At 59.0% G+C, this 19,375-nt stretch carries 16 protein-coding genes; 9 read left to right on the top strand and 7 right to left on the bottom strand.

The features are described 5' to 3' along the window. Positions 1–63: 63 nt before the first annotated feature. Both ACYVAC_RS16380 and ACYVAC_RS16385 read left to right on the top strand, forming a co-directional pair. The gene (locus ACYVAC_RS16380; protein ID WP_461098830.1) at positions 64–435 is read left to right on the top strand and encodes a hypothetical protein; all 372 of its coding nucleotides are present in this window, start codon (positions 64–66) and stop codon (positions 433–435) included. A gap of 28 nt (positions 436–463) precedes the next feature. Further along, positions 464–775 (top strand): hypothetical protein, encoded by a 312-nt coding sequence (locus ACYVAC_RS16385; protein ID WP_461098831.1) that lies wholly within the window; start codon positions 464–466, stop codon positions 773–775. A gap of 82 nt (positions 776–857) precedes the next feature. On the opposite strand, the gene ACYVAC_RS16390 is transcribed toward ACYVAC_RS16385, so the two are convergent. Beyond that, positions 858–1,163, bottom strand: a complete 306-nt coding sequence (locus tag ACYVAC_RS16390) for a hypothetical protein (RefSeq protein ID WP_461098832.1) — start codon at positions 1,161–1,163, stop codon at positions 858–860. Positions 1,164–1,881: 718 nt separating this feature from the next. Here ACYVAC_RS16390 and ACYVAC_RS16395 point away from each other — a divergent pair. After that, on the top strand, positions 1,882–2,310 hold the full coding sequence (locus tag ACYVAC_RS16395) for a response regulator transcription factor (protein ID WP_461098833.1): 429 nt from the start codon (positions 1,882–1,884) through the stop codon (positions 2,308–2,310). A 155-nt stretch (positions 2,311–2,465) separates the two neighbouring features. Beyond that, positions 2,466–3,611, top strand: coding sequence for a glycosyltransferase (locus ACYVAC_RS16400; RefSeq protein ID WP_461098834.1), 1,146 nt, complete (start codon positions 2,466–2,468; stop codon positions 3,609–3,611). Here ACYVAC_RS16400 and ACYVAC_RS16405 read toward each other — a convergent pair. The 3 genes from ACYVAC_RS16405 to ACYVAC_RS16415 form a co-directional block, all read right to left on the bottom strand. Further along, positions 3,571–4,221, bottom strand: a complete 651-nt coding sequence (locus ACYVAC_RS16405; protein ID WP_461098835.1) for an acyltransferase — start codon at positions 4,219–4,221, stop codon at positions 3,571–3,573. The two genes, ACYVAC_RS16400 and ACYVAC_RS16405, sit on opposite strands and share 41 nt — an antisense overlap. Positions 4,222–4,293: 72 nt before the next feature. Then, the gene (locus ACYVAC_RS16410) at positions 4,294–5,469 is read right to left on the bottom strand and encodes a glycosyltransferase family 4 protein (RefSeq protein ID WP_461098836.1); all 1,176 of its coding nucleotides are present in this window, start codon (positions 5,467–5,469) and stop codon (positions 4,294–4,296) included. Between the two features lie 34 nt (positions 5,470–5,503). Next, on the bottom strand, positions 5,504–6,637 hold the full coding sequence (locus tag ACYVAC_RS16415) for a sugar transferase (RefSeq protein ID WP_461098837.1): 1,134 nt from the start codon (positions 6,635–6,637) through the stop codon (positions 5,504–5,506). A gap of 291 nt (positions 6,638–6,928) precedes the next feature. On the opposite strand from ACYVAC_RS16415, the gene ACYVAC_RS16420 reads away from it, so the two are divergent. From ACYVAC_RS16420 to ACYVAC_RS16435, 4 genes are read left to right on the top strand one after another with little or no spacing between them, the layout of a single operon-like run. Beyond that, complete coding sequence (locus tag ACYVAC_RS16420; protein WP_461098838.1) at positions 6,929–10,027, top strand: hypothetical protein; 3,099 nt, start codon at positions 6,929–6,931, stop codon at positions 10,025–10,027. Continuing rightward, on the top strand, positions 10,024–11,232 hold the full coding sequence (locus ACYVAC_RS16425; RefSeq protein ID WP_461098839.1) for a hypothetical protein: 1,209 nt from the start codon (positions 10,024–10,026) through the stop codon (positions 11,230–11,232). Before ACYVAC_RS16420 ends, ACYVAC_RS16425 begins: the two co-directional genes overlap by 4 nt. A 9-nt stretch (positions 11,233–11,241) precedes the next feature. Next, positions 11,242–12,813, top strand: a complete 1,572-nt coding sequence (locus ACYVAC_RS16430) for a cellulase family glycosylhydrolase (protein ID WP_461098840.1) — start codon at positions 11,242–11,244, stop codon at positions 12,811–12,813. Positions 12,814–12,831: 18 nt separating this feature from the next. Next, positions 12,832–14,070: a glycosyltransferase gene (locus ACYVAC_RS16435; RefSeq protein WP_461098841.1), complete on the top strand. Its 1,239-nt coding sequence runs from the start codon at positions 12,832–12,834 to the stop codon at positions 14,068–14,070. Here the strand turns inward: ACYVAC_RS16435 and ACYVAC_RS16440 are convergent. From ACYVAC_RS16440 to ACYVAC_RS16450, 3 genes are all read right to left on the bottom strand, one after another. Next, a complete protein-coding gene (locus ACYVAC_RS16440; RefSeq protein ID WP_461098842.1) occupies positions 13,952–15,211 on the bottom strand; it encodes an oligosaccharide flippase family protein in 1,260 nt (419 codons plus the stop codon). The genes ACYVAC_RS16435 and ACYVAC_RS16440 overlap by 119 nt on opposite strands. Next, positions 15,180–15,539: an STAS domain-containing protein gene (locus ACYVAC_RS16445; protein WP_461098843.1), complete on the bottom strand. Its 360-nt coding sequence runs from the start codon at positions 15,537–15,539 to the stop codon at positions 15,180–15,182. Before ACYVAC_RS16445 ends, ACYVAC_RS16440 begins: the two co-directional genes overlap by 32 nt. 261 nt (positions 15,540–15,800) lie before the next feature. Then, positions 15,801–16,127: an STAS domain-containing protein gene (locus tag ACYVAC_RS16450; RefSeq protein WP_461098844.1), complete on the bottom strand. Its 327-nt coding sequence runs from the start codon at positions 16,125–16,127 to the stop codon at positions 15,801–15,803. 676 nt (positions 16,128–16,803) lie between these two features. Between ACYVAC_RS16450 and ACYVAC_RS16455 the strand changes: the two genes are divergently transcribed. Beyond that, positions 16,804–19,368: a PAS domain-containing protein gene (locus ACYVAC_RS16455; RefSeq protein ID WP_461098845.1), complete on the top strand. Its 2,565-nt coding sequence runs from the start codon at positions 16,804–16,806 to the stop codon at positions 19,366–19,368. Positions 19,369–19,375 lie beyond the last annotated feature (7 nt).

The raw sequence follows: 19,375 nt of genomic DNA on the forward strand, positions 1-19,375 counted from the left end.
GTTGGCGGGGTCAGACCGGAACAGCCGCTCGCTATCGGGCGACTTCCGATTAATGAACAAACCATGAAAACGACGAATCAACTAAGTCATACAGCAAACCGCCCGGCCCCTGGGGTTTCGGCGGACCTGATCACTTTCGTTTCCAAACGGACGAGCATTTTTGAAGCCCTTACCCGGCTGAGCACGCCTTTCGGCGGCAACTGGCTCCCCCCCGTATCGACTACGCAGACACAGGTAGCAGCAGCCACCGGCGAATCGCTGGCGCAGGTACAGGCTCAACTCGACAGCCTGCAGCAGCTGATTGGCCGGCTCAACGAGCAGGTGCGCACCCTGCAACACGACGTGCAGCGCGCCACCGACGCTACTACCCCACACGCTCCGCAGCCGCCCATCGGTATCCACCGATTCCATACGCAAGACACAACGACCAACTAAACAGCCGGTTACGACCAGCTCCTGTTATATGAACCGATTTTCTGTTCTCTACCTGCTTCGCGACCAGTACTATCACCTGGGCTGCAGCACCCACGCCGAGGCCCAAACCGTTTTGCAGACGCTGGCGGCCAACCCCTACCGCACACCGGTCGGCATCTACGACGCCAAAACCGAACTCATCGAATGGGAGCCCGGCCGTCAGGCCGACTACGAACAGGCTTCGATCGAAGAGCAGGGCCGACTGGCCGAACAAACCATTCTGATTGTTCAGGCGCTGCGCCGGCGCGATGCCAGCTGGCACCCTACCAGTGGTTTCCGGCGACCAAGCCTTTTTGCCTGACCTGCCCCACCCGCTGCCCCAACCAAAAACGGCGGTTCCACTTACTGGAACCGCCGTTGAAAAAAGGAGTAGTATCGTTCGATTACGAGAGCGAATGGTTGACACGCGCATTGACCCCGTTGGGCAACAAGGGTACATGTTCGGTAAGCAATGTCAGCTCCTGGGCCGACAAACGCTGCTCCAGGTAATCATTCAGAGTGCCAAACGTGGTACGGGCGAAAACCGGATGCAGGTTCGAGTACGCGCGAATGGTTTCGATGATATGACGTAGCCGAACCATCTTGGTTTGCAACAGCAGGGACTCCTGCGACTCGGTTCCGTGCAGGAGTATCGAAACAAGATTGCGGAAAAACAGTGTTGTGACGATTTTGTATAGTTTCCAGATCATGGCATGTAGTGTTTTAGGCGATTCGGCTGGCTGGCGGTGGTTCCCAAATGTTTTTCTGAAAAGTTCAGATCAACGTACAGGGGAATCAGCCAACCGGTTTTTTACTACCAAAAACCCTGCCGAAACTGGTGTAGAACCAAATTTATGAATAGTTAACAAATAAACGATTTAGTAAATAAATAATTTATTTGATTTTCTAGTCAAAGGCATAATTTCTACCGTCGTGTGCTTTTTTTCAGGCCTGGTCAGCGGTTTTGTTGTACAGGGTTCTGATATCCGCAAAACAGGCGGGCCAGCACACATCAGTCTGGCCGGTTGGCAGGACCCTCATAGCACGCAGTGCGAAACGATCACGCTTGTTCATATAGCAAAAACACGACCTGATCAGCTGTTAATCAGAAATTTATGAGCTAATCGGCTGACGTATGTGCGTCTACGATCGATGCATTTTCTCCAGAAAATAGACGGACTCCAGACCAGCTGGCGAGTCAGGATGGGAAAAATTGTCGTGGCGGAACAGGTCAGAAAACGGCAAAAACAGATCGAGAACACCTCTTTTCTGGCTGATTCGTGCCGGTTAAGGGGCCGCATGGGTCACTGCTGTCGCACATTTGTAAAGGCTGGCAGAAGTTATGCACGCTTTTTGCACAAAGGTTACCAATCCTTACATACCTGTAAGTTCTACGCTACCATTGATTACATATAACAACGTTCTGAAATGAACCAGCGCCACCACATTTTGCACGTTGACGACGATCTGTACATCCGCAAGATTATCCATCATACGCTGAAAGCGAATTTCGACATCACCGGCTGTATCGATGGTGTTGAAGCGATGGCTTGGCTCGAAGCCGGTAACGAACCCGATATTATTCTGACCGACCTGAATATGCCCGGCATGGATGGGAAGGACTTTATCAGCATGATCCGGCTGAGTGCCCACTACCGGCACGTGCCTATCGTGGTTTTGTCGGGTCAGGATGATACGTTTACCAAAATCGACTGCATCAACATGGGGGCCGACGATTTTATCATCAAGCCCTTCAACCCGCTCGAAGTGATTGCCAAACTCAACGCACTGCTGCGCTGGGTCGAAGAGCGTCGGTCGTATATGATCCCGCCCGTACCCCATCGGTCGGAACGCTAATCCCAACCGGTTACACAGTCGCCTAAACTTATTGCTTATCCAACTGATTACCAGTTAGACAAGTCCGGCGGTGCGGGCCAGCCCTTCAAACTGCGCGTCGGCTTCCGGCGCCAGTCGGCTGGTTGCCGGCCCCATCGGCAACCAGCATACACCGCATGAACCCGCGTCCTGATATTGTTTGCCTGGGCCAGACCAGCTGGGATACCGAACAGGCTACGTCGCTTAGTCCGCTGCTCGCTGAACTGGCTCTTCAGTACCGCATCCTGTATGTAGACCCGCTCGTTGGCTGGGCCGATCGGCTTTGGCAGTCGTCGGCTGCGGGGCAGCCAGGCCTGCGTACCCGGCAGACCGCTTCGGGGGCGGAAATCCATCACCTGGTGATCCCGTCCATGGTTGGCACCGGCAGCGGATGGCTACAGCGCTGGGTTCGGCACCGCCAACAGCGCGCCATCGACCGGGCATGCCGGCAACTGGGCTTCGATCGGCCGATCGTGCTCACGAATGCCCAACCCGATCGGGTACTGCCCCTGTTGGAGCGATGGCCCGATATGGCCCTGCTGTACTGGGTCGATACAGTGGCGGGGGCCGTACCCCCTGCCCCTTCGGAGCCAATGGCCCGGCTACTGACACGGGCCCGCGCCGTGGTCGTACCTACGGTGGCCTGGCTCAGGTTTGCGCAGACCTGGCAACCTCAGACTATATTGACCAGACCAGGCCTGAGCCGGGACTTTCTGGCGGGCTGGCCGGACGTGCATCTACGACGTTCAGCAACCGACCCGTCGACGCCAACCGTGGGCTACCTGGGGGCGATTGATCGGCGGCTCGATTACGACCTACTGGTCTACTGCGCCCGCCAGCTGCCCCACGTAGTGTTTGTGCTGATTGGCCCCATTGCCGACCAGTGGCGGCTGCACAGCCTGCGTACACTGCCCAACGTGTGCATTGCCGGCGATCAGCCCCAGGCCCATCTGCCCCGACTCCTGCAGAAACTGCAGGCGGGGCTGGTGCCGCTGCTCGAAACCGATCCGGCGGCACTGCCTTTTCCCGAGCAGCTCTACCCCTATCTGTCGGTCGGTCTGCCGGTGGTCTGCACACCCGGTGTTGACACGTACCTGCCGACGGGACTGGCTTACCCCGGCGATTCGCCCGCAGCGTTCTGCCGGGCAATCGAGGAAGCACTGGCCGAAACAGATCCTACCCTGGGCGACAGCCGACGCCAGGTAGCGGAAGCCGGCCGACGCCCTGACCACATCCGGCAGCTCACTCAACTAATCGAGCAGGTACGGGCGAAACCGGCCTGACGCGCTCCCAGCGCTGCAGGCGGTGGCTATATTGTTTGATTACCCGGGCGGGGTTACCAGCTACCACCGAATAGGGCGGTACGTTTTTGGTGACCACGCTACCGGCCGCCACCACGGCATGCCGGCCAATATGTACACCCGCCGTCACCACCACATTGGCCCCAATCCAGCACTCGTCGTCGATCACGATCAGGCGTTTCGATACGGGCTGATCATCGATCGGAGTATGGATATCTTCGTAGCCGTGGTTGAGGCCCGACATAACAACGTGCTGGGCCGTAATTACCTGATTACCGATCCGCAACGGTCCGATCAGTACGTTGCCGATGCCTACGCGTGTCTGCGTGCCGATAAGCACATCACCCACCCCATTGTTGACCACGCTGAAATCTTCGATCGATGAGCCGGCGCCGAGCGCAAACTGCCTGAACGGCAGCACATCGAGCCGCACCGAGCGCCCGATCCGGGTGCGGGCCCCGCGTTTATGCACGAGTGGATTGACAAACCAGCTAACCCAGCGCCGGGGTCGGGCCAGGCCTTTGGGTATGAGCAGGTAATGCGCCAGTTTTTTCCAGCGCGCGTGTTCAGACAGGCGTGTACGTAAGTGCATGGTCGGATGAGGGCATAGCCAGCCAGGTGCAAATCGGGTGCCAGACTGCACCCCAGCCGATGGGTACCGCCCTCAGAATGACGCCGGTATGGGATCCAGATCCGATGGCGTGCGGGTTTGCGTATCGTAGGCGCCATACACCGCCAGCAGCTGCCGGGCGGCCCGCTCCCACGTAAACTGCCGGGCCCGGTCGAACCCGCGCCCGATCAGCTGCTGCCGCAGGTCGGCATCGAGCCGCAGGCGCTGGAGTGCGGCCACGATCGACGCCTGATCGAGGGGATCGACCAGCAGGGCTGCATTACCGGCTACTTCGGGCATCGCAGTGGCGGCACTCGTGATCACGGGCGTACCACAGCCCATGGCTTCGAGCACCGGCAGGCCAAACCCTTCGCTGATCGACGGAAACAGAAACGTTTCGGCCAGCGAATACACTCCCGGCAGATCGGCATCGGCAATGTAGCCCACGAACCGGCAGCGCCGGTCGAGGACCGCCCGTTCGGCCGGCGTAACCAGCTGGGCCAGCATGGGCGGCACCTCGCCACTGACAATCAGCTGACAGTCCGGATCGGTCTGGGCGTAAGCGGCAAAGGCTTTCAGCACCCCACGCAGGTTTTTTCGCGGGTCGGCACTGCCCAGAAAGAAAAGGTACCGGGCGGGCAGGGCGTAGCGCTGCCGGATGCGCGCCCGGGTGTCGGGGTCGGTGCTGGGCTGGAACCGCTTGCTGACCCCGTTATGAAGCACTTCCAGGGGCAGTTCGGGCCGTCTGAGTTCGCGCCGAATCTCCCGCCCGGCATAGGCCGACACGGTTAGCACCCGGCCACAGCGTTCGGCCAGCCGGGGCACCAGCCACGAGCGGTAGCGGTTGCCCAGCCGCTGGTAGAGGGTAGCGGTGTTGATACCCGTATGCCGGTTCAGAAACAGCACATCGTGTAAAGTCAGCACCAGCGGAACCGTTGTGAACCAGGGCGCCGTACTGGCCGTACAGTGCAGCACATCGAGTTGGTACTGGCGAATGCAGCGCGGCAGAGCCACCTGCTCCCAGTGAATGTAGTTCAGGCCAGTGATGGGCACCAGCGTGAAATTGGCGCCGAGCTGCAGACAGGCCGAGTCGACATCGGGCCGTACGAACACAAAATAGTCGTTGACGGTATCGAGTTGCTGCAGGGCCCGGATGAGCTCCAGCGCCACCACATCCATTCCGTGTTTGTGGGTTCTGAAGAGCCGTTGTGCTTCTATTCCAATGCGCATAAGTTTCGTACCTGTTGGCTGATGAGCGGCCTGCCTACACGTTGGCCTTCTGGATAAGCGCGCCGAAGGTTCGGAGCAGGATTTTCAGATCTGTTTTAAGCGAAAAGGTCTGGGCATACCGCACATCGAGCTCGATGCGTTCGGCATCGGCCACATCGGCATGCCCCCGTTTGCTCACCTGCCAGAGGCCCGTAAGCCCACCCGGTGCCGCAAATCGCTGCACCGCATTGGCCATGGTCAGCTTCTCGGCTTCGTAGAGCGGTAGCGGCCGGTTGCCCACCACCGACATATCGCCGATCAGGATATTGAACAGCTGGGGCAGCTCGTCGATGCTCAGGTTGCGGAGCCAGTGGCCCAGTCTCGTTACGCGGGGGTCTTCCTGAATTTTCACAAACCGCGCCTGGCCGCTGCGGGCTTTCTGAATGCGCAGTTCACAGACCTGCATCCCATCCTGAAACAGGGGGCGCTGACAGGGGGTACCCAACAGTTCGCAGGTTTCGCAGATCGAGTCCATGGGCGGAACGGGCTCGGTCGAGCCATACATATTGTTCTCGGTAGCCATGGTTTTGATCAGCCGGTCGGCCCCCACCCGCATGGTTCTGAACTTGTACATGTCGAAAACCCGGTAGCCCATACCCACCCGTTTGGAGCGGTAGAATATGGGACCGCGGGAGTCGAGCCAGATCAGCAGGGCCGTCAGCAACAGCACGGGCGCTGTCAGCAGCAGCAGCAGCACCGAAAACGCAATATCGAACGCCCGTTTCCAGACCGGTATGCGAAACGACTGCTTATCGCGCGATTCGGGCTCCGGGGGCGCGTAAGCCCGTTTCTGCCGGAAATAATCGATGCGCTTCAGCAGTAACTCGTGGTCGTAATTGTTGGGCAGCCAGTCGATAATGGGTTCGCCCCGCCCCTGTCGGTTCAGTTCAGGGTTTTCGATGGGCTGTAGCACAATGGTAGCCGTCTGCCGGGCCGATCGTTCGGTCAGGGTCTCGGCCAGAAATGCCGCCAGACCCGGCTCCTGACGCACCACGATCAGATCGATGGCTTCGCCCTGGCGGAGTCGGTTGGTTGCGTAGGCCAGCCGTGTATAGGTCCGGATCTGCCCCAGCGCAGAAAACCGCTCCCGAAACAGGTGGGCGCGGGCCGGGTCAGCTTCCAGTAGCATGATGGTAAACATTGAGGCCGTTTTTATATAGGGACAGGTGTGTGTGGTGGTCATTCAGGCGGGGCGGGCGCTCATCCGTATGCCGGCGCAATGCCCCCCCTGATCCACTCGGATGGCAATTATCCTGCCATCCGACGCTTTTGGCCCGGGTCCGGTATGTGAGCGGACGGCTTTGGTATGTCGCCGGGCTGCAGATTTTGGGCGGGTGGGCGTGTGCCGGGCCCGACGTAGCACTATTTTTGTGCATACCCCAGCTGGCCACTAACTCCTGCGACTGGTACGATCCCCTGAATGGCGAATTCCCGAACGTTACTGACAATTGCTTTGCTGCTGGTGCTCTGCTTCCACGGTTCGGCGTTGTTTGCCACGCTGGACGGGACGTATGACGCCTTCGTGCATATTTTCTTCGCCGATCACTACGTACGGTCGTGGTTTGAACCCTGGGAATACCGCTGGTACACCGGCTTCCCGCTGACGAGCTACCCGCCCCTGGCCCATCAGCTTATTGCGCTCTGGTCGCTGATCGGGGGGCTCAAATTCGGGTTTGCCATGGTGGCCATGACGGCCGTTTGCGGCTTCGTTACGGGTATTTACCGGTTTTCACGGCTGTGGGTGTCGGAGCAGGCTGCGGGCTTCGCCAGTTTGTTTGCCGTATTTGCGTCGAGCATTGTGCAAACGATTCATATCTATGGACAGCTGCCAACGCTCTGCGGCATTGCCTGCCTGACCAATGTGCTGCCCGAAATTTATTATTTCGTGCGCACCCTGCAGTGGCCCCGCCTGGCCCGCGCCCTGTCGCTGCTGGGCGTAACGGTGGCCTCGCACCACGTCACCACCCTCTTCGGCATGGTGTTCTTCATTGCGCCCGTGATGGGCATTGCCCTGCTCGATGAGGTGGGAACCAAAGGGAATCTGCTGGCGGTGCTGGTGCGGCTGATCGGCGTGGTGTTCAAACGGCTCAAGTACCTGGTGCTGGTGGGCGGTGGCGTGGGGGTGCTGATGATCACCATTATTTTCCCCTACTGGTACTGGTCGAAAACCGATCCCATCACGCAGGTACCCATCCCCCACGGCTCACGCGATTCGTTTATCAACGTGCCCTCGTCGGGTCTGATGTTCTTTCTGATTCCGCTCGGCACCACCCTCTTTCTGCTGCCCTACGTATTTCGGCGGCTGTTTGTCAGGCGCACCATTTTTCTGGCGCTGTCGTTTTCGCTGCTGCTGCTGCTGGGCACGGGCGGCACCACACCCATTCCGCGTAAGCTGCTGGGCAACAATGCGTTCGATATCCTGACGCTCGACCGGTTCACCTTCTGGGCGTCGGTGCTGGCCATTCCATTTGTGGGCGAACTGTTTCAGCGGCTGCTGGCCGGCGACTGGAAGCAGACGCTGCTGGCCAGGGGGCATCGACTGCGCTACTGGCTGCTGACGGGCTCGCTTATCGGCATGGTGGGCCTCGTCACCGTCCTGATCGTTAACCTGGGCCGAATAAGACCCCTGCAGCCCACCACCGTGGCCGTAACGCCCATTCTGAATTTTCTGGACCGCGACATGCACAGCCGGTGGCGGTTTCTGACCCTCGGTTTCGGCGATCAGATGGCGTGGCTGTCGGCCCAGACATCGGCCCTCTCCATCGACGGCAATTACCACTCGGCCCGGCGCGTGATCGAGTTGACGGTTACGCCCATCGAACGGCTCGAAAACGCCAAATTCAAGGGCATACAGGGCATCGGCTCGCTCCAGCAGTTCCTGACCATTCCCGAAAAGTACCACCTGAAGTTTATCTTTTCGAACGACAAATTTTACGATCCCATGCTTTATTTCGCCGGCTGGGAACGGGTTGGCCGGCTCGAAAACGGGATCAATGTCTGGCAGAAACACGATGTACCCCCGCTGCCTTCGTTTCTGCCCAGCAAAGACATGCCCCGCTACCAGAAACTGATGTGGGGTATTCTGCCCGTTTCGGCCCTGGTGGTGATGATTCTGACCTGGGTGTATACCACGTTCTGGTGCCGGCTGTCGATTTTTCCGGCGCCCGACTTTGTTGCCCAGCAAACCGCCGAGCGTATTCGGCGGCTACAGGAACCCGTCCGCCAGGTACACCCGCACATCCGGCGGCTGGCCCGGCTGCTGCCCAGCAAAATGACCGCCTGGATCGTCTGGATTGTGGCCATGCTGGGGCTGCTGCTTTTTGTCTGGTTCAAGAATACGACGCTCTACCCCCAGAAAACGCCCGAGTCGACCCTGCGCGCCTACTACAATGCCCTCGACTTCAAATACTTCCGCGAAGCCCACAGCCTTTACGAACCCATCATCAGTTTCGACGAGTATATTCTGCAGCTGTCGGTGCGGGATGGCCTGGTGGCTTCGTACAGCAAACTCGATTCGCTGGAGGTAAAAATTCTGGAGCGCATCGGGGCCGATCGGGTCAAAACCCTCGTCACCCAGCACTACGTTACCCCCCTCGACGATTACCGGGTCGAAACGCGCCACGAACTAATTCGGCACGACAACCGGTGGTGGATTCTGCCGACCCCGCCCTCGGCCGCTACCAGCCCCGATCAGTATCTGATCAAAGGCATTACGGGCACCCGCAACCAGGGCAAACGCACCATTACCACCGCCACGACCCTGCACGAAGACGTTATGGATCGGCCCGAACTGTATATTCTGTCGGCCAGTCTGGTGCGGTACAAAGGACGCTACTCGGTGGTGGGCGAGGTGCAGAACATCGATTACGTGCCCGCCCACGTTACCCTGGAGGCCCAGCTGTTCGACCGGTTCAAGCGCAAGCTGGTCAGCTATAATGCCAAGTACACCACCCCCCACAAGGTGATGCCCAAGGAGATTGTACCCTTTCGGATCGATTTCGAAGAAACGGCCTGGGTTCGGGAAGACGATAAAAGCCCCGACAAATTCAACCCCAACGAGTTCACTGCCTTCCGGTTCGAACAACGCCCGGTTACGTTTAAGGTCTTTGGCCGGGCGGTCGTGGCCGATCACGATCTGTACCGCGACGCGTCTATTCAGGCCATTTCGATCCCGAATATACACCAGGTAAAGGGGCAGATCATCAACCAGGGCACGTCCGAAGTAAGTGTCCCACAAATCATTACGGCTACCTACAATGCGCAGCAGCGCCTGGTCTGGGTCGACCACGCCTTCATGCCCGAAGGTATCCGGCCTCAGCACAAACTGAACTTTGCCGTTCCGCTGCCCGATCAGCGTCAGATCCAGACCGTACAGGCCGGTACATCGGCCCAGTTTTTTGTCAATGGCCTGCCCCAGGAAACGTTTCGTCCACCCTACACCAACACCAGTCGCCCCGACCTCGTGGCCATGCCGGGGGGCTTTGTGTGGCTGGTTGTGAACAGTTACCTTGGGGAATGATGCGACTCAGCTGCTACTGCCTGCTGGTGCTGACGCTGCTGGCCACCTGCTCAGCCCCTTCCCGGCGCGATACGGGCGTTCGGGTAAGCCTGACGGCCCCCGACTCGCTGGTGGTGGGGCAGCCACTCCGCATCTGGCTACGCGCCGATCACCTCACGCCCGGCCGACCGCTGAGCCTGGTCTGGCAAACGGCCTGGGGCCCCCGCCTGCTCGAACCCACCATTGCCAGCCCCGCCGGGCAATGGCTCAGGCTGCCGGCGGCCTGGACCCAGCGATCGGGGGTGGCTTCGCTGCGCATCTGGCACCAGGGCCGGCTGCTGGCCAGCCACGCCATCCGGCTCGTGCCCCTGCCCACCGCCCCGCCCCTCGATCTGTACCTGGGTTCCAAAGCCATCGTGGCCTCGCCCCGCTACTGGTCGATGCTGACGGCCATCCCGGCCGACCGGCTGCTCAATCCGGTAGCCGATCACACCCCCGTGCTGATCGATATGCTTCGACCCAACGATTCGCGCCAGCGGATCAGTACCGAAACCCGACACCTGGTCGCCTATCAGCGCATTACGGCCCAGACCAAAGCCGGCAAAACCATGGTTGGCATAACCGTTGAGGGCGTTGCGGGCAAGGAGAAAGAACTGCTCGAAGTGCCCGACTTCCCCCTCGACTTTACTATTCAGACGGCCGCTTTCACCCCTATTGCCGACCAGCGGCAGGTTTTTCGGGTGCGCACCTCGGTACTGACCGACCGGAACCGAAACGTTGTATCGGACGGTACGCTGGTGAAATTCCGGTGCGAAGACCCCGACGGTACCCTTCGCCAGGTATCGGGCTACACCCTGCGCGGGGTGGCCGAAGTGGCGCTCGAAAACCCGGGCTGGAGTGGGCGGCTTCGTCTGAGTGCATCGGTCTTTGGCAGTGCCCGCAGCAACCAGCTGGTGCTCGATTTTCCCACCAGCATCAACGGCCTGCCGGTCTGGATCGATGCTGCCAGTCGGGTGGTGCAGATCGGACCCATTACCGAAACGCTCGGACAGCTGGCGCCCAATGGCCTGCCCATACGGGTTTACATCGACTACCGACCCGCCCTCGCCCTCGAGCTAACCGGGGGTATGGCCCGGGTCGATCTGTCGGGGCTGGCGCCCGGTCAGCACCGGCTGCTGATCGAAGCCCAGGGCATGGCCACCGATCTTACTATCACGCTTAAGTAGTTTATAGCCTTGACAACGAGTCGACCCTATTCCCGTGTTCTGATTGCCGCCATCGGCCTGGTGGGCATTGCCGTGCTGGTGGCCCTGGTCAGTCAGCTCTGGGTATTCTTCCATAGCGGAGCCCGGCGCGAAGAGGCCCTCAACCTGACTACGGCCATGCTCGATGTGCATACGCCCCGCGTTACGTGGCTGCCCGACGACCCCGAGACCGGCCGCCCCATGGAAAATTCCACGCGCGAGGAGCTGATGGGCGACTACATCCGGGCGTGGTACCAGTGGCAGCTGAGCTACCTGGCCGGCAGACCGGTCGGCATGACCGAATACTTCACGCCTGACGCGCTGCCCAAAGCCACCGCGGCCGTTTTCGACATAACGGCCCGGGGGCACCGCCTGCACCAGACCGATGTGGAGCACCACCTGCAGCTGCACTTCTATTCGGCCGATGGGCAGATCGTATCCTTCACCGATCACCGGATGACCCTTAAACAGCGGCTCTACCGGCTCGAACCAGGCGAAAAAATCGCCGATGACCAGTCGACGGTCGATTACCAGGTGGTGATGCTGCTCGACGACGGGTACTGGCGCATCAAACACCTTGTGCGGCAGCCGGCCACGGCTATCGATCTTCACGAACCCACCCCGCGCGACTGCACGCAGCTGGTACGGATGGTGCGCAACCAGTTTGTCATCAACGGCCGGCCCTTTGTGCCCAACGGCGTCAATTACTACCCCCAGAAAACACCCTGGTCGTCGTTCTGGAAACAGTATGATGCCAAAATTGTCGACCGCGACTTTGCCCGGGTGCGGGCGCTTGGTCTGAACACCGTCCGTGTATTTGTCAATTTTCACGACTTTGGCCGGGGCAACGTACTGCCCGAACGGGTAGCCGAACTGCAGAACCTGCTTGACCTGGCCAGTCGGCATGGGCTTCGGGTGCTGGTTACGCTGTTCGACTTTATGGGCGACTACCGCCTGCTGAACCTGACGGCCACCGACCGGCAGCTCGAAACGCTGCTGTCGCGGTTTAATCGGCACCCGGCGCTGCTGGCCTGGGACCTGAAAAACGAGCCCGACATCGACTATAAGCACCACGATCCCGACGACGTCAATGACTGGCTCAACTGGATACTGACCCGCGCCCGGCGCTACGATCCCAACCACCTGATCACCATTGGCTGGGCCTACCCCGAAAGCGCCAGCTACCTGGCCCGCTACGTCGACTTCGTGTCGTTTCACTCGTACCGGTCGCTGCCCCAGCTCGATCAGGATATCGCCCTGCTGCGCAAGGCCGTTCCGAACAAGCTGCTGCTGCTCGAAGAATATGGCCTGCCCAGCTACCGGGGGTTGTGGGCGCCGTTTGGCCATACCGAAGCCGACCAGCTGACGTACGTCAGAAGCGTACGAACCATCCTAAATAAGCACGGCAATATTCCTCAATTGGTATGGACATTGTATGACTTTGACCAGGTCCCGGCGGAGGTCGTGGGCAAAAAGCCGTGGCAGGTTCAACCCCAGAAACACTTCGGTATTCTGCATACAGACGGCACGCCCAAACCTGTTGCCGGTGCACTCACACCATAAACCGGATCCCTCCCGCCTATGTCAGATCAATTACGTATTGCCATCGTAACAACCCACCCACCCGGCAAAGGCACCCTCAACGAATACGGGTATTACCTGGTCCAGCACTTTCGGCAGAACGCATCCATCGCCGAGGTCATTCTGATTGTGGATGAACTGCCCGACGGGCTCAGCTACCAGCTCGACGGGCCGGGCTGCCCCGTGCGCATCGAAACGGTATGGGCATTTAACCGCTGGCTCAACCCCATGTCTATTCTGCGGGCCGTTCGACGCCATAAACCCGACGTGGTGCTTTTCAACATGCAGTTTCTGTCGTTCGGCGATCAGAAAATACCGGCGGCCTTAGGGTTACACACGCCCCTGCTGGTCAAAATGGCAGGTTTTCCGACAGTTGCCCTGCTGCACAACATTATGGAGGAAGTCGACCTGCGTTCGGCTGGCTTTGCCCAGCACAAAGCCATTGCGCTGGCCTTTCAGAAAATCGGCAGTTTGCTGACCCGCGTCATTCTGTCGTCGGATCTGGTTACCGTTACGATTGCCAAATACGTCGAGGTGCTGGAGAACAAGTACCAGGCCACCAACGTGGCGCTTATTCCGCACGGCAGTTTCGAGCTGCCGGCCATGCCCGACTTCTCGCTCCCGCCGGGACCGTTTACGGTCATGACCTTTGGCAAGTTTGGTACATACAAGCGGGTCGAAGTGCTGATCGAAGCTGTGGTGCTGGTTCGGCGCCGAACCCAGCTGCCCATTCGGCTGGTGATTGCCGGCACCGACAGTCCGAACAAAGCAGGGTATCTGGCGAGCATTCGGGCGCAGTATGCCGAGGTACCCATGCTCGAGTTTACCGGCTACGTCGACGAAGCCGATGTGCCGCGCGTATTCAGGGAGAGCGCCGTGGTAGTCTTTCCCTATTCAAGCACAACCGGCAGTTCGGGCGTGCTACACCAGGCCGGCAGCTATGGCCGGGCGGCCATTCTGCCCAACATCGGCGACCTGGCCCACCTGATTCAGGAAGAAGGCTACGCGGGTGCTTTTTTCGAGCCCGAGCAGGTGGGCAGCCTTGCCGACGCCCTGCAGTCGGTGCTGGAAAACGACGAGTACCGGCGCGAACTGGCGTTGACCAATTATCTGGCCTCCGTTACGTTGCCGATGGCCGATATTGTTGACTGGTACTATCTGCATTTTCTGCAGTTGCTGAAGGAGCAGCGCCGGTTGTTGCGTGGTACACGACCAGTACCAGCAGAAATACCAGCATAGCCACCAGCTGATCGGCGATAATGGCCTGAAACGACCCGTGCCAGACCATTATCAGCCCGATTTGCAGCAGCCCGGCCATTCCCGATAGCCAGACAGGGCGCCGGCGGTCGAGCGACAGGTGGTAATAAACAAACACATTGGCCAGGGCAAACAGGCTGGTTGCCAGGGCATACTGCCACAAATAAGGCGCAACGGCGAGATAAGGCGGGCCAAACAGTATGCGTACGATCAGGTCGGGCAAGAGGGCGCAACCGGCCACAATGACCCCCGAAATCGCCCCCACAATACCCAGACTCCCCCAGAACAGGTGCCCCGTAGGCAGCCCCTGCTGCTGCTGCTCGACCACCTTCGGAAACAGGACCATTACCACCGACCAGGTAGCAAAGTAAACGACCCGCCCGATCATGGAGAGCGCCGTGTACAGCCCGGCATCGTGGTCGGGCAGGTAATGTTTCACCAGCATCACGTCGCTGTTGTTGATCAGAACCTGGCTCAGTTCGTAGCAGAGCGTGGTGCCGAAAAAAGACCAGACCAGCCCCGTTTCTTCAGCGGGCGCCCCGGCCGGCTGGCTCAGGGCGGGGCGGCTCAGCCCGTAACACGCCAGCAACGACGCCAGCAGACCGATCGAAACGCCCAGTCCACCCCAGCCCGCGTAAATCAGACTCAGGCCAAGGCCGAGCCGTACCCACACTTCGATCTGGTAGGTGGCCGCCAGCCGTCGGTAGTTGAGCTGGCCCTGGAGCGTTCCCCGAGCCACACTCATGGCAAAATAGACCGGTATCGAAAGGGCCAGCAGCACAATGGGCCAGACCGCAGCTAGTTGAAAGAAGTGCCGGATCGGCTCCGACAGCGCAACCGTAACTACGGCCAGGGCAGCCCCACTCTGCCAGGCTACCCGCACCAGCCGCCCCCGGGTATGTGGGTAGCGGGAGGCCGTCAGCTGAAAAGCCATCGCCACAAACGAAAGCGCCAGCAGCAGCGTAACGAGCAGGCTGATCTCGCCGAACACAGCCGGGGTGACGAGCCGGCCGGCCAGCAGATTGAAGGCGTAGTTGCCCAGGTTGACCAACAGGGCGCTGGCCATCAGCAGGGCACCATCGCCCAGTAGACTACGGTATTTTCGCAGAGAAGGAATCAACATAGGTAGCAGTAGGCGACGGAACCAGGTTGAGCACCTGCGTAAACTTGGTCAGGTGCAACATTTTGCCCCCCTCGGCACTCAGCGGTTGAACCACCGTCAGCCGGTGCAGTTTGTGTCCAGTCGCCAGTGCCTGAACGGCCTGGATATCCATTTTGGATACCTGACTGAGATCCAGCAAAATTGTCGCCGAATGTTGCATACCCTGAAACATTTCCCGAAGCCGCCAGGCCTGAGCCGAGCAAAGTATGCCCGTTACGCGGATCGTGTACGTGATTGTCTGACCACTTACCTGAAGTTCACTGCTGATTACTGCGTTGTTCGCGTGCATGGTGGGTGCTTGTTTATGACCCAAAATTGCACGACATACAGGCCTCCCCAGACCCATTTTCGATAAATGGCTTCAGACGAACGGCAAACTGCATAATTTACCGTTTATACAAAAAAGTAAACTTAATCGACTAGTTTAGAGGACTATAGGTACACGTTCCGCACGGCAAAACAGACGGGCGGCAGGGCTTGGGCGGTGCTCCCGCCCAGGCCCTGCCGCCCGTTTCTGTACGACTCAACGTCGATCTAATGAAGTAGTGGATCAGGCATAGAAGGTCGTTTCGTGAAAGACAGGCAAGGCCGGTTTCAGGGAAAGAATCCGGTTGAACTTGGTCAGATGAAAAACATTACGGGCTTTCTGACAGGCCGGCGGCACAATATGAAGCCGGTGCTGCTTGTGCCCCAAAGCAAGGGCATTGATGGCGGCCAGGTCGATTCGGGTAACGGCGGTCAGGTCGACCCAGAAAAGCTCCGGCCGCGTCTGGCTGGTAAACAACGTTTTCAGGCGCACGGCCTGACTGGCATCAAGGCTGCCAGTGAAGGTAACGATCCGAACAGAACGGGTTTGGTTGATGGTAGTTTCGACCATGTGGATTGAGAGGTGGTTAAGTATTGACGAAAAGCAAGCAGGAGTACTACTCATTACTCGTAAAATAAAAATTCACTTAACTAATTATTTATACTTAGTATTTTTACTAAACAATTTATATACCATATAACATTAATTGTAAATATTAATCCGCACACATATAGGGCGCTTTAGCGATATTCTGGCGGCCTACCCACTGTTTTTAGCCCACCAGGAGCGTATTGAAAACAAAAAAAGCGCCTGATTCCGGACAGGAAATCAGGCGCTTATGTGTACAGTTACGGTGTTTTTACTTACTGTTAGTCAAATCGACCGGCCAGATCAAGGCGATCAGGAACTGCCGATTTGGCAAAGAAAAAGTACGGTGGGTACTGGTAAAACTTACTACGGGTCGGGCACCGATACCAGGTTTTGATCTCCGCGCCGATCGATTGGTTCAAAATTAGCTATGCCCCCGCTGCACCGGCTGCTATTTCGATAAATGGCACATTCTTCTCCCTTTTCAGTCGATTCGAGCCGTTTTTTGACATCGGCCGGTCTGGCTAAATGTTTCGGCAGCACTACCTGAGTTGGGATTCAGGCCGTAGCTTTGTCTGATGAGGCCAGTTTAAAACCGATGCCCCCTCCGTTGGTTGATTCGGCTGGTCTTCTGCCCGTAACAGAAACGTACCGTAGCATGAAACGTCCGGTTCCTCCCCATTTGCTTCCGCCCGATGAAGCGAACCGCCTGAGCGCTCTGCAGGCTTATGACATCCTCTACACAGCTGCCGAAGCGTCGTTCGATACCATCACGGCCCTGATGGCGCAGGTTTTCGGTACCCCGCTGGTTTTTTTCTCACTCGTCGATTCCGACACCGTCTTTTACAAATCGCAGGTTGGTGATTTTGGCGTTGATCGGGTGCCGCGCGAAACAAGTTTGTGTTCGCTGACCATTCTGCACGAAGAACCTACCGTTTTTGAAGACACCCGCACCGAAGCTAGCCTGCAGCACAATCCGCTGGTGTGGCGGGACAATGGCATTCGGTTCTACGCGGGCGTCCCCATCACCACCCAACAGGGCCATCGCATCGGTTCCGTGTGCGTTGTCGACCGGGTTCCGCAGTCGTTTTCCGAGGAGCAGCGCAGCATGCTTCAGCGCTTCGGCCAGCTCCTGATCCGGGAACTCGATACCCGACTGGCGGCCAAATCGCTGCTGGCAAGCGAGGAAATAAACCGGAAACTGCTCCGACTCGTGGAATCCAGCGGCCACAGCATGGCCATTCTGGAAGCCGATGGCACCCACTCGTACATCAATCAGGCCGGGCGCACGCTGCTGGGTTTCGATGAGCAGACGCCGATCAACACGGTACACATTCAGGATCTGCACGAACCTGCCGACTTCGATACGATTCGCAGGCTGGTTCGCCCCCAGGTGCTGGCGGAAGGAAGCTGGAAAGGAACCATCACTGTGCGGCATTTACAGACGGGTGCGCTGATTCCGGTTGCCAATCAGGTGATCCGTATCGACGACCCCGCCCGTGAACAACCCCTCTCGCTGGGGTCGATCATGCGCGACCTGCGTCCCGAAATGGCCAGCCAGCAGGCCCTCTTCGCCAGTGAGCAGCGGCTGCGCGCCATGATCGAACAGGCCCCCATGGCCATCGGGCTGGTGAAGGGGACCGACATGACCATCGAGCTGGCTAACGATCGCATGCAGCACCTGCTGGCTATCCAGCCCGGCACCATGGGTCAGCCGCTGGCCCCCGTGTTGCCCCCGGCGCTGCACACCACCATTTACCCCCTGCTCGAACAGGTCTACGCCACGGGCATGCCCCAGTCGCTCGACCGGGTACTGCTCCATCTTCACCACGGCGGTCAGCCCGACGACCACTATGTCGACTTCGTGCTGACTCCCCTCCGCGAAACCAACCAGCTGGTGACGGGTATCCTGATTCTGGCCAACGACGTTACCGAGCAGACCCGCACGTATAACCATCTTCAGGAAACGGAGAAACAGCTGCAGGGCGCCATCGAACTGGCGGAACTGGGCACCTGGACCTATACAATCCCGACGGGCACCATCACCTTCTCCGATCGGATCGGTTACTGGCTGGGCTTCGACACTAACTCGATGCCAATTCAGCGGTTTCTGGTGCCGATCGCCCCGACCGACCGCCACCGGCTCGAAACGGCCATTCGTACGGCCGCTGCCAACCCCACCGATGGCCGCTTCGCCTGCGAGTTTGTCGTGCCCGACCGGCACACCGGCATCGACCGGATGCTGCACGCACAAGGGCAGACCTACTACGACGAGCACCAGCTGGCCCTGAAAATTGTGGGTACCGTTCGCGACATTACGGCCCAGCGCCGGGTACAGCTGGCCCTCGAACAACAGGTGCAGCTGCGCACCGAGGAACTGCAGGCGGTCAACGAAGAACTGCTCACGACCAACGAAGAACTGCACCAGTCCAACGAACGGCTGCTGCATTCGAATCAGGAACTGGAACAGTTCGCCTACGTAGCCTCGCACGATCTCCAGGAGCCGCTCCGTAAAATCCGGGTTTTTTCGAGCAAGCTGGCCTCGCAGGCCCAGCTGTCGCCCGATAATGCGACCACCATCGAACGCATCACCAAATCGGCCGAGCGGATGTCGCTGCTTATTCGCGATCTGCTCGAATTCTCCCGGCTGCTGAAGCCCGCCCAACGGTTTCAGCCCACCGACCTGTCGGGTATTATGGATCGGGTGGTATCCGATCTGGAGCTGGTGATCCAGGAGAAAAAAGCCGAACTGGTCATTGGTGAACTGCCCATCCTGGAGGCCGTACCGCTGCAGATGATGCAGTTGCTGTACAACCTGCTGGGCAACGCCCTCAAATTCACCCACCCGGCCGAGAGTCCGCTGGCCCGCCCGCCCCGTATCGAGGTGCAGGCCCGGGAGCTTGCTTCGGTCGAACTGAACCATTATCCCCAGCTGCGTCAGGATACGACTTACTATCTCCTGTCGGTTCGCGATAACGGGATTGGCTTTCTGAGCAACTACGCCGATCAGATTTTCGACGTGTTCAAGCGGCTCAATCCCAGCAGTTCCTACGCCGGGTCGGGCATTGGGCTGGCCCTCTGCCGACGCATCGCCCACGGCCACAACGGCCTCATATTCGCCGAGTCGCAGGTCAACGAAGGCAGTCTGTTCGGCGTGGTGCTGCCCAGCCAGCAGCCCGTGCTCCGAGACCCCGTTACCCCTCCCGTGTCGACACACCAGTAGTCCGAAA

The organism is Spirosoma luteolum, assembly GCF_054778875.1.

Bases quoted from the DNA above. Each gene is read 5' to 3' on its own strand.
- ACYVAC_RS16450 (WP_461098844.1), bottom strand. From the start codon at position 16,127: ATGGTCGAAACTACCATCAACCAAACCCGTTCTGTTCGGATCGTTACC.
- ACYVAC_RS16380 (WP_461098830.1), top strand. From the start codon at position 64: ATGAAAACGACGAATCAACTAAGTCATACAGCAAACCGCCCGGCCCCT.
- ACYVAC_RS16410 (WP_461098836.1), bottom strand. From the start codon at position 5,469: ATGCGCATTGGAATAGAAGCACAACGGCTCTTCAGAACCCACAAACAC.
- ACYVAC_RS16425 (WP_461098839.1), top strand. From the start codon at position 10,024: ATGATGCGACTCAGCTGCTACTGCCTGCTGGTGCTGACGCTGCTGGCC.
- ACYVAC_RS16405 (WP_461098835.1), bottom strand. From the start codon at position 4,221: ATGCACTTACGTACACGCCTGTCTGAACACGCGCGCTGGAAAAAACTG.
- ACYVAC_RS16390 (WP_461098832.1), bottom strand. From the start codon at position 1,163: ATGATCTGGAAACTATACAAAATCGTCACAACACTGTTTTTCCGCAAT.
- ACYVAC_RS16420 (WP_461098838.1), top strand. From the start codon at position 6,929: ATGGCGAATTCCCGAACGTTACTGACAATTGCTTTGCTGCTGGTGCTC.
- ACYVAC_RS16455 (WP_461098845.1), top strand. From the start codon at position 16,804: ATGAAACGTCCGGTTCCTCCCCATTTGCTTCCGCCCGATGAAGCGAAC.
- ACYVAC_RS16400 (WP_461098834.1), top strand. From the start codon at position 2,466: ATGAACCCGCGTCCTGATATTGTTTGCCTGGGCCAGACCAGCTGGGAT.
- ACYVAC_RS16435 (WP_461098841.1), top strand. From the start codon at position 12,832: ATGTCAGATCAATTACGTATTGCCATCGTAACAACCCACCCACCCGGC.
- ACYVAC_RS16440 (WP_461098842.1), bottom strand. From the start codon at position 15,211: ATGTTGATTCCTTCTCTGCGAAAATACCGTAGTCTACTGGGCGATGGT.
- ACYVAC_RS16445 (WP_461098843.1), bottom strand. From the start codon at position 15,539: ATGCACGCGAACAACGCAGTAATCAGCAGTGAACTTCAGGTAAGTGGT.
- ACYVAC_RS16415 (WP_461098837.1), bottom strand. From the start codon at position 6,637: ATGCTACTGGAAGCTGACCCGGCCCGCGCCCACCTGTTTCGGGAGCGG.
- ACYVAC_RS16395 (WP_461098833.1), top strand. From the start codon at position 1,882: ATGAACCAGCGCCACCACATTTTGCACGTTGACGACGATCTGTACATC.
- ACYVAC_RS16385 (WP_461098831.1), top strand. From the start codon at position 464: ATGAACCGATTTTCTGTTCTCTACCTGCTTCGCGACCAGTACTATCAC.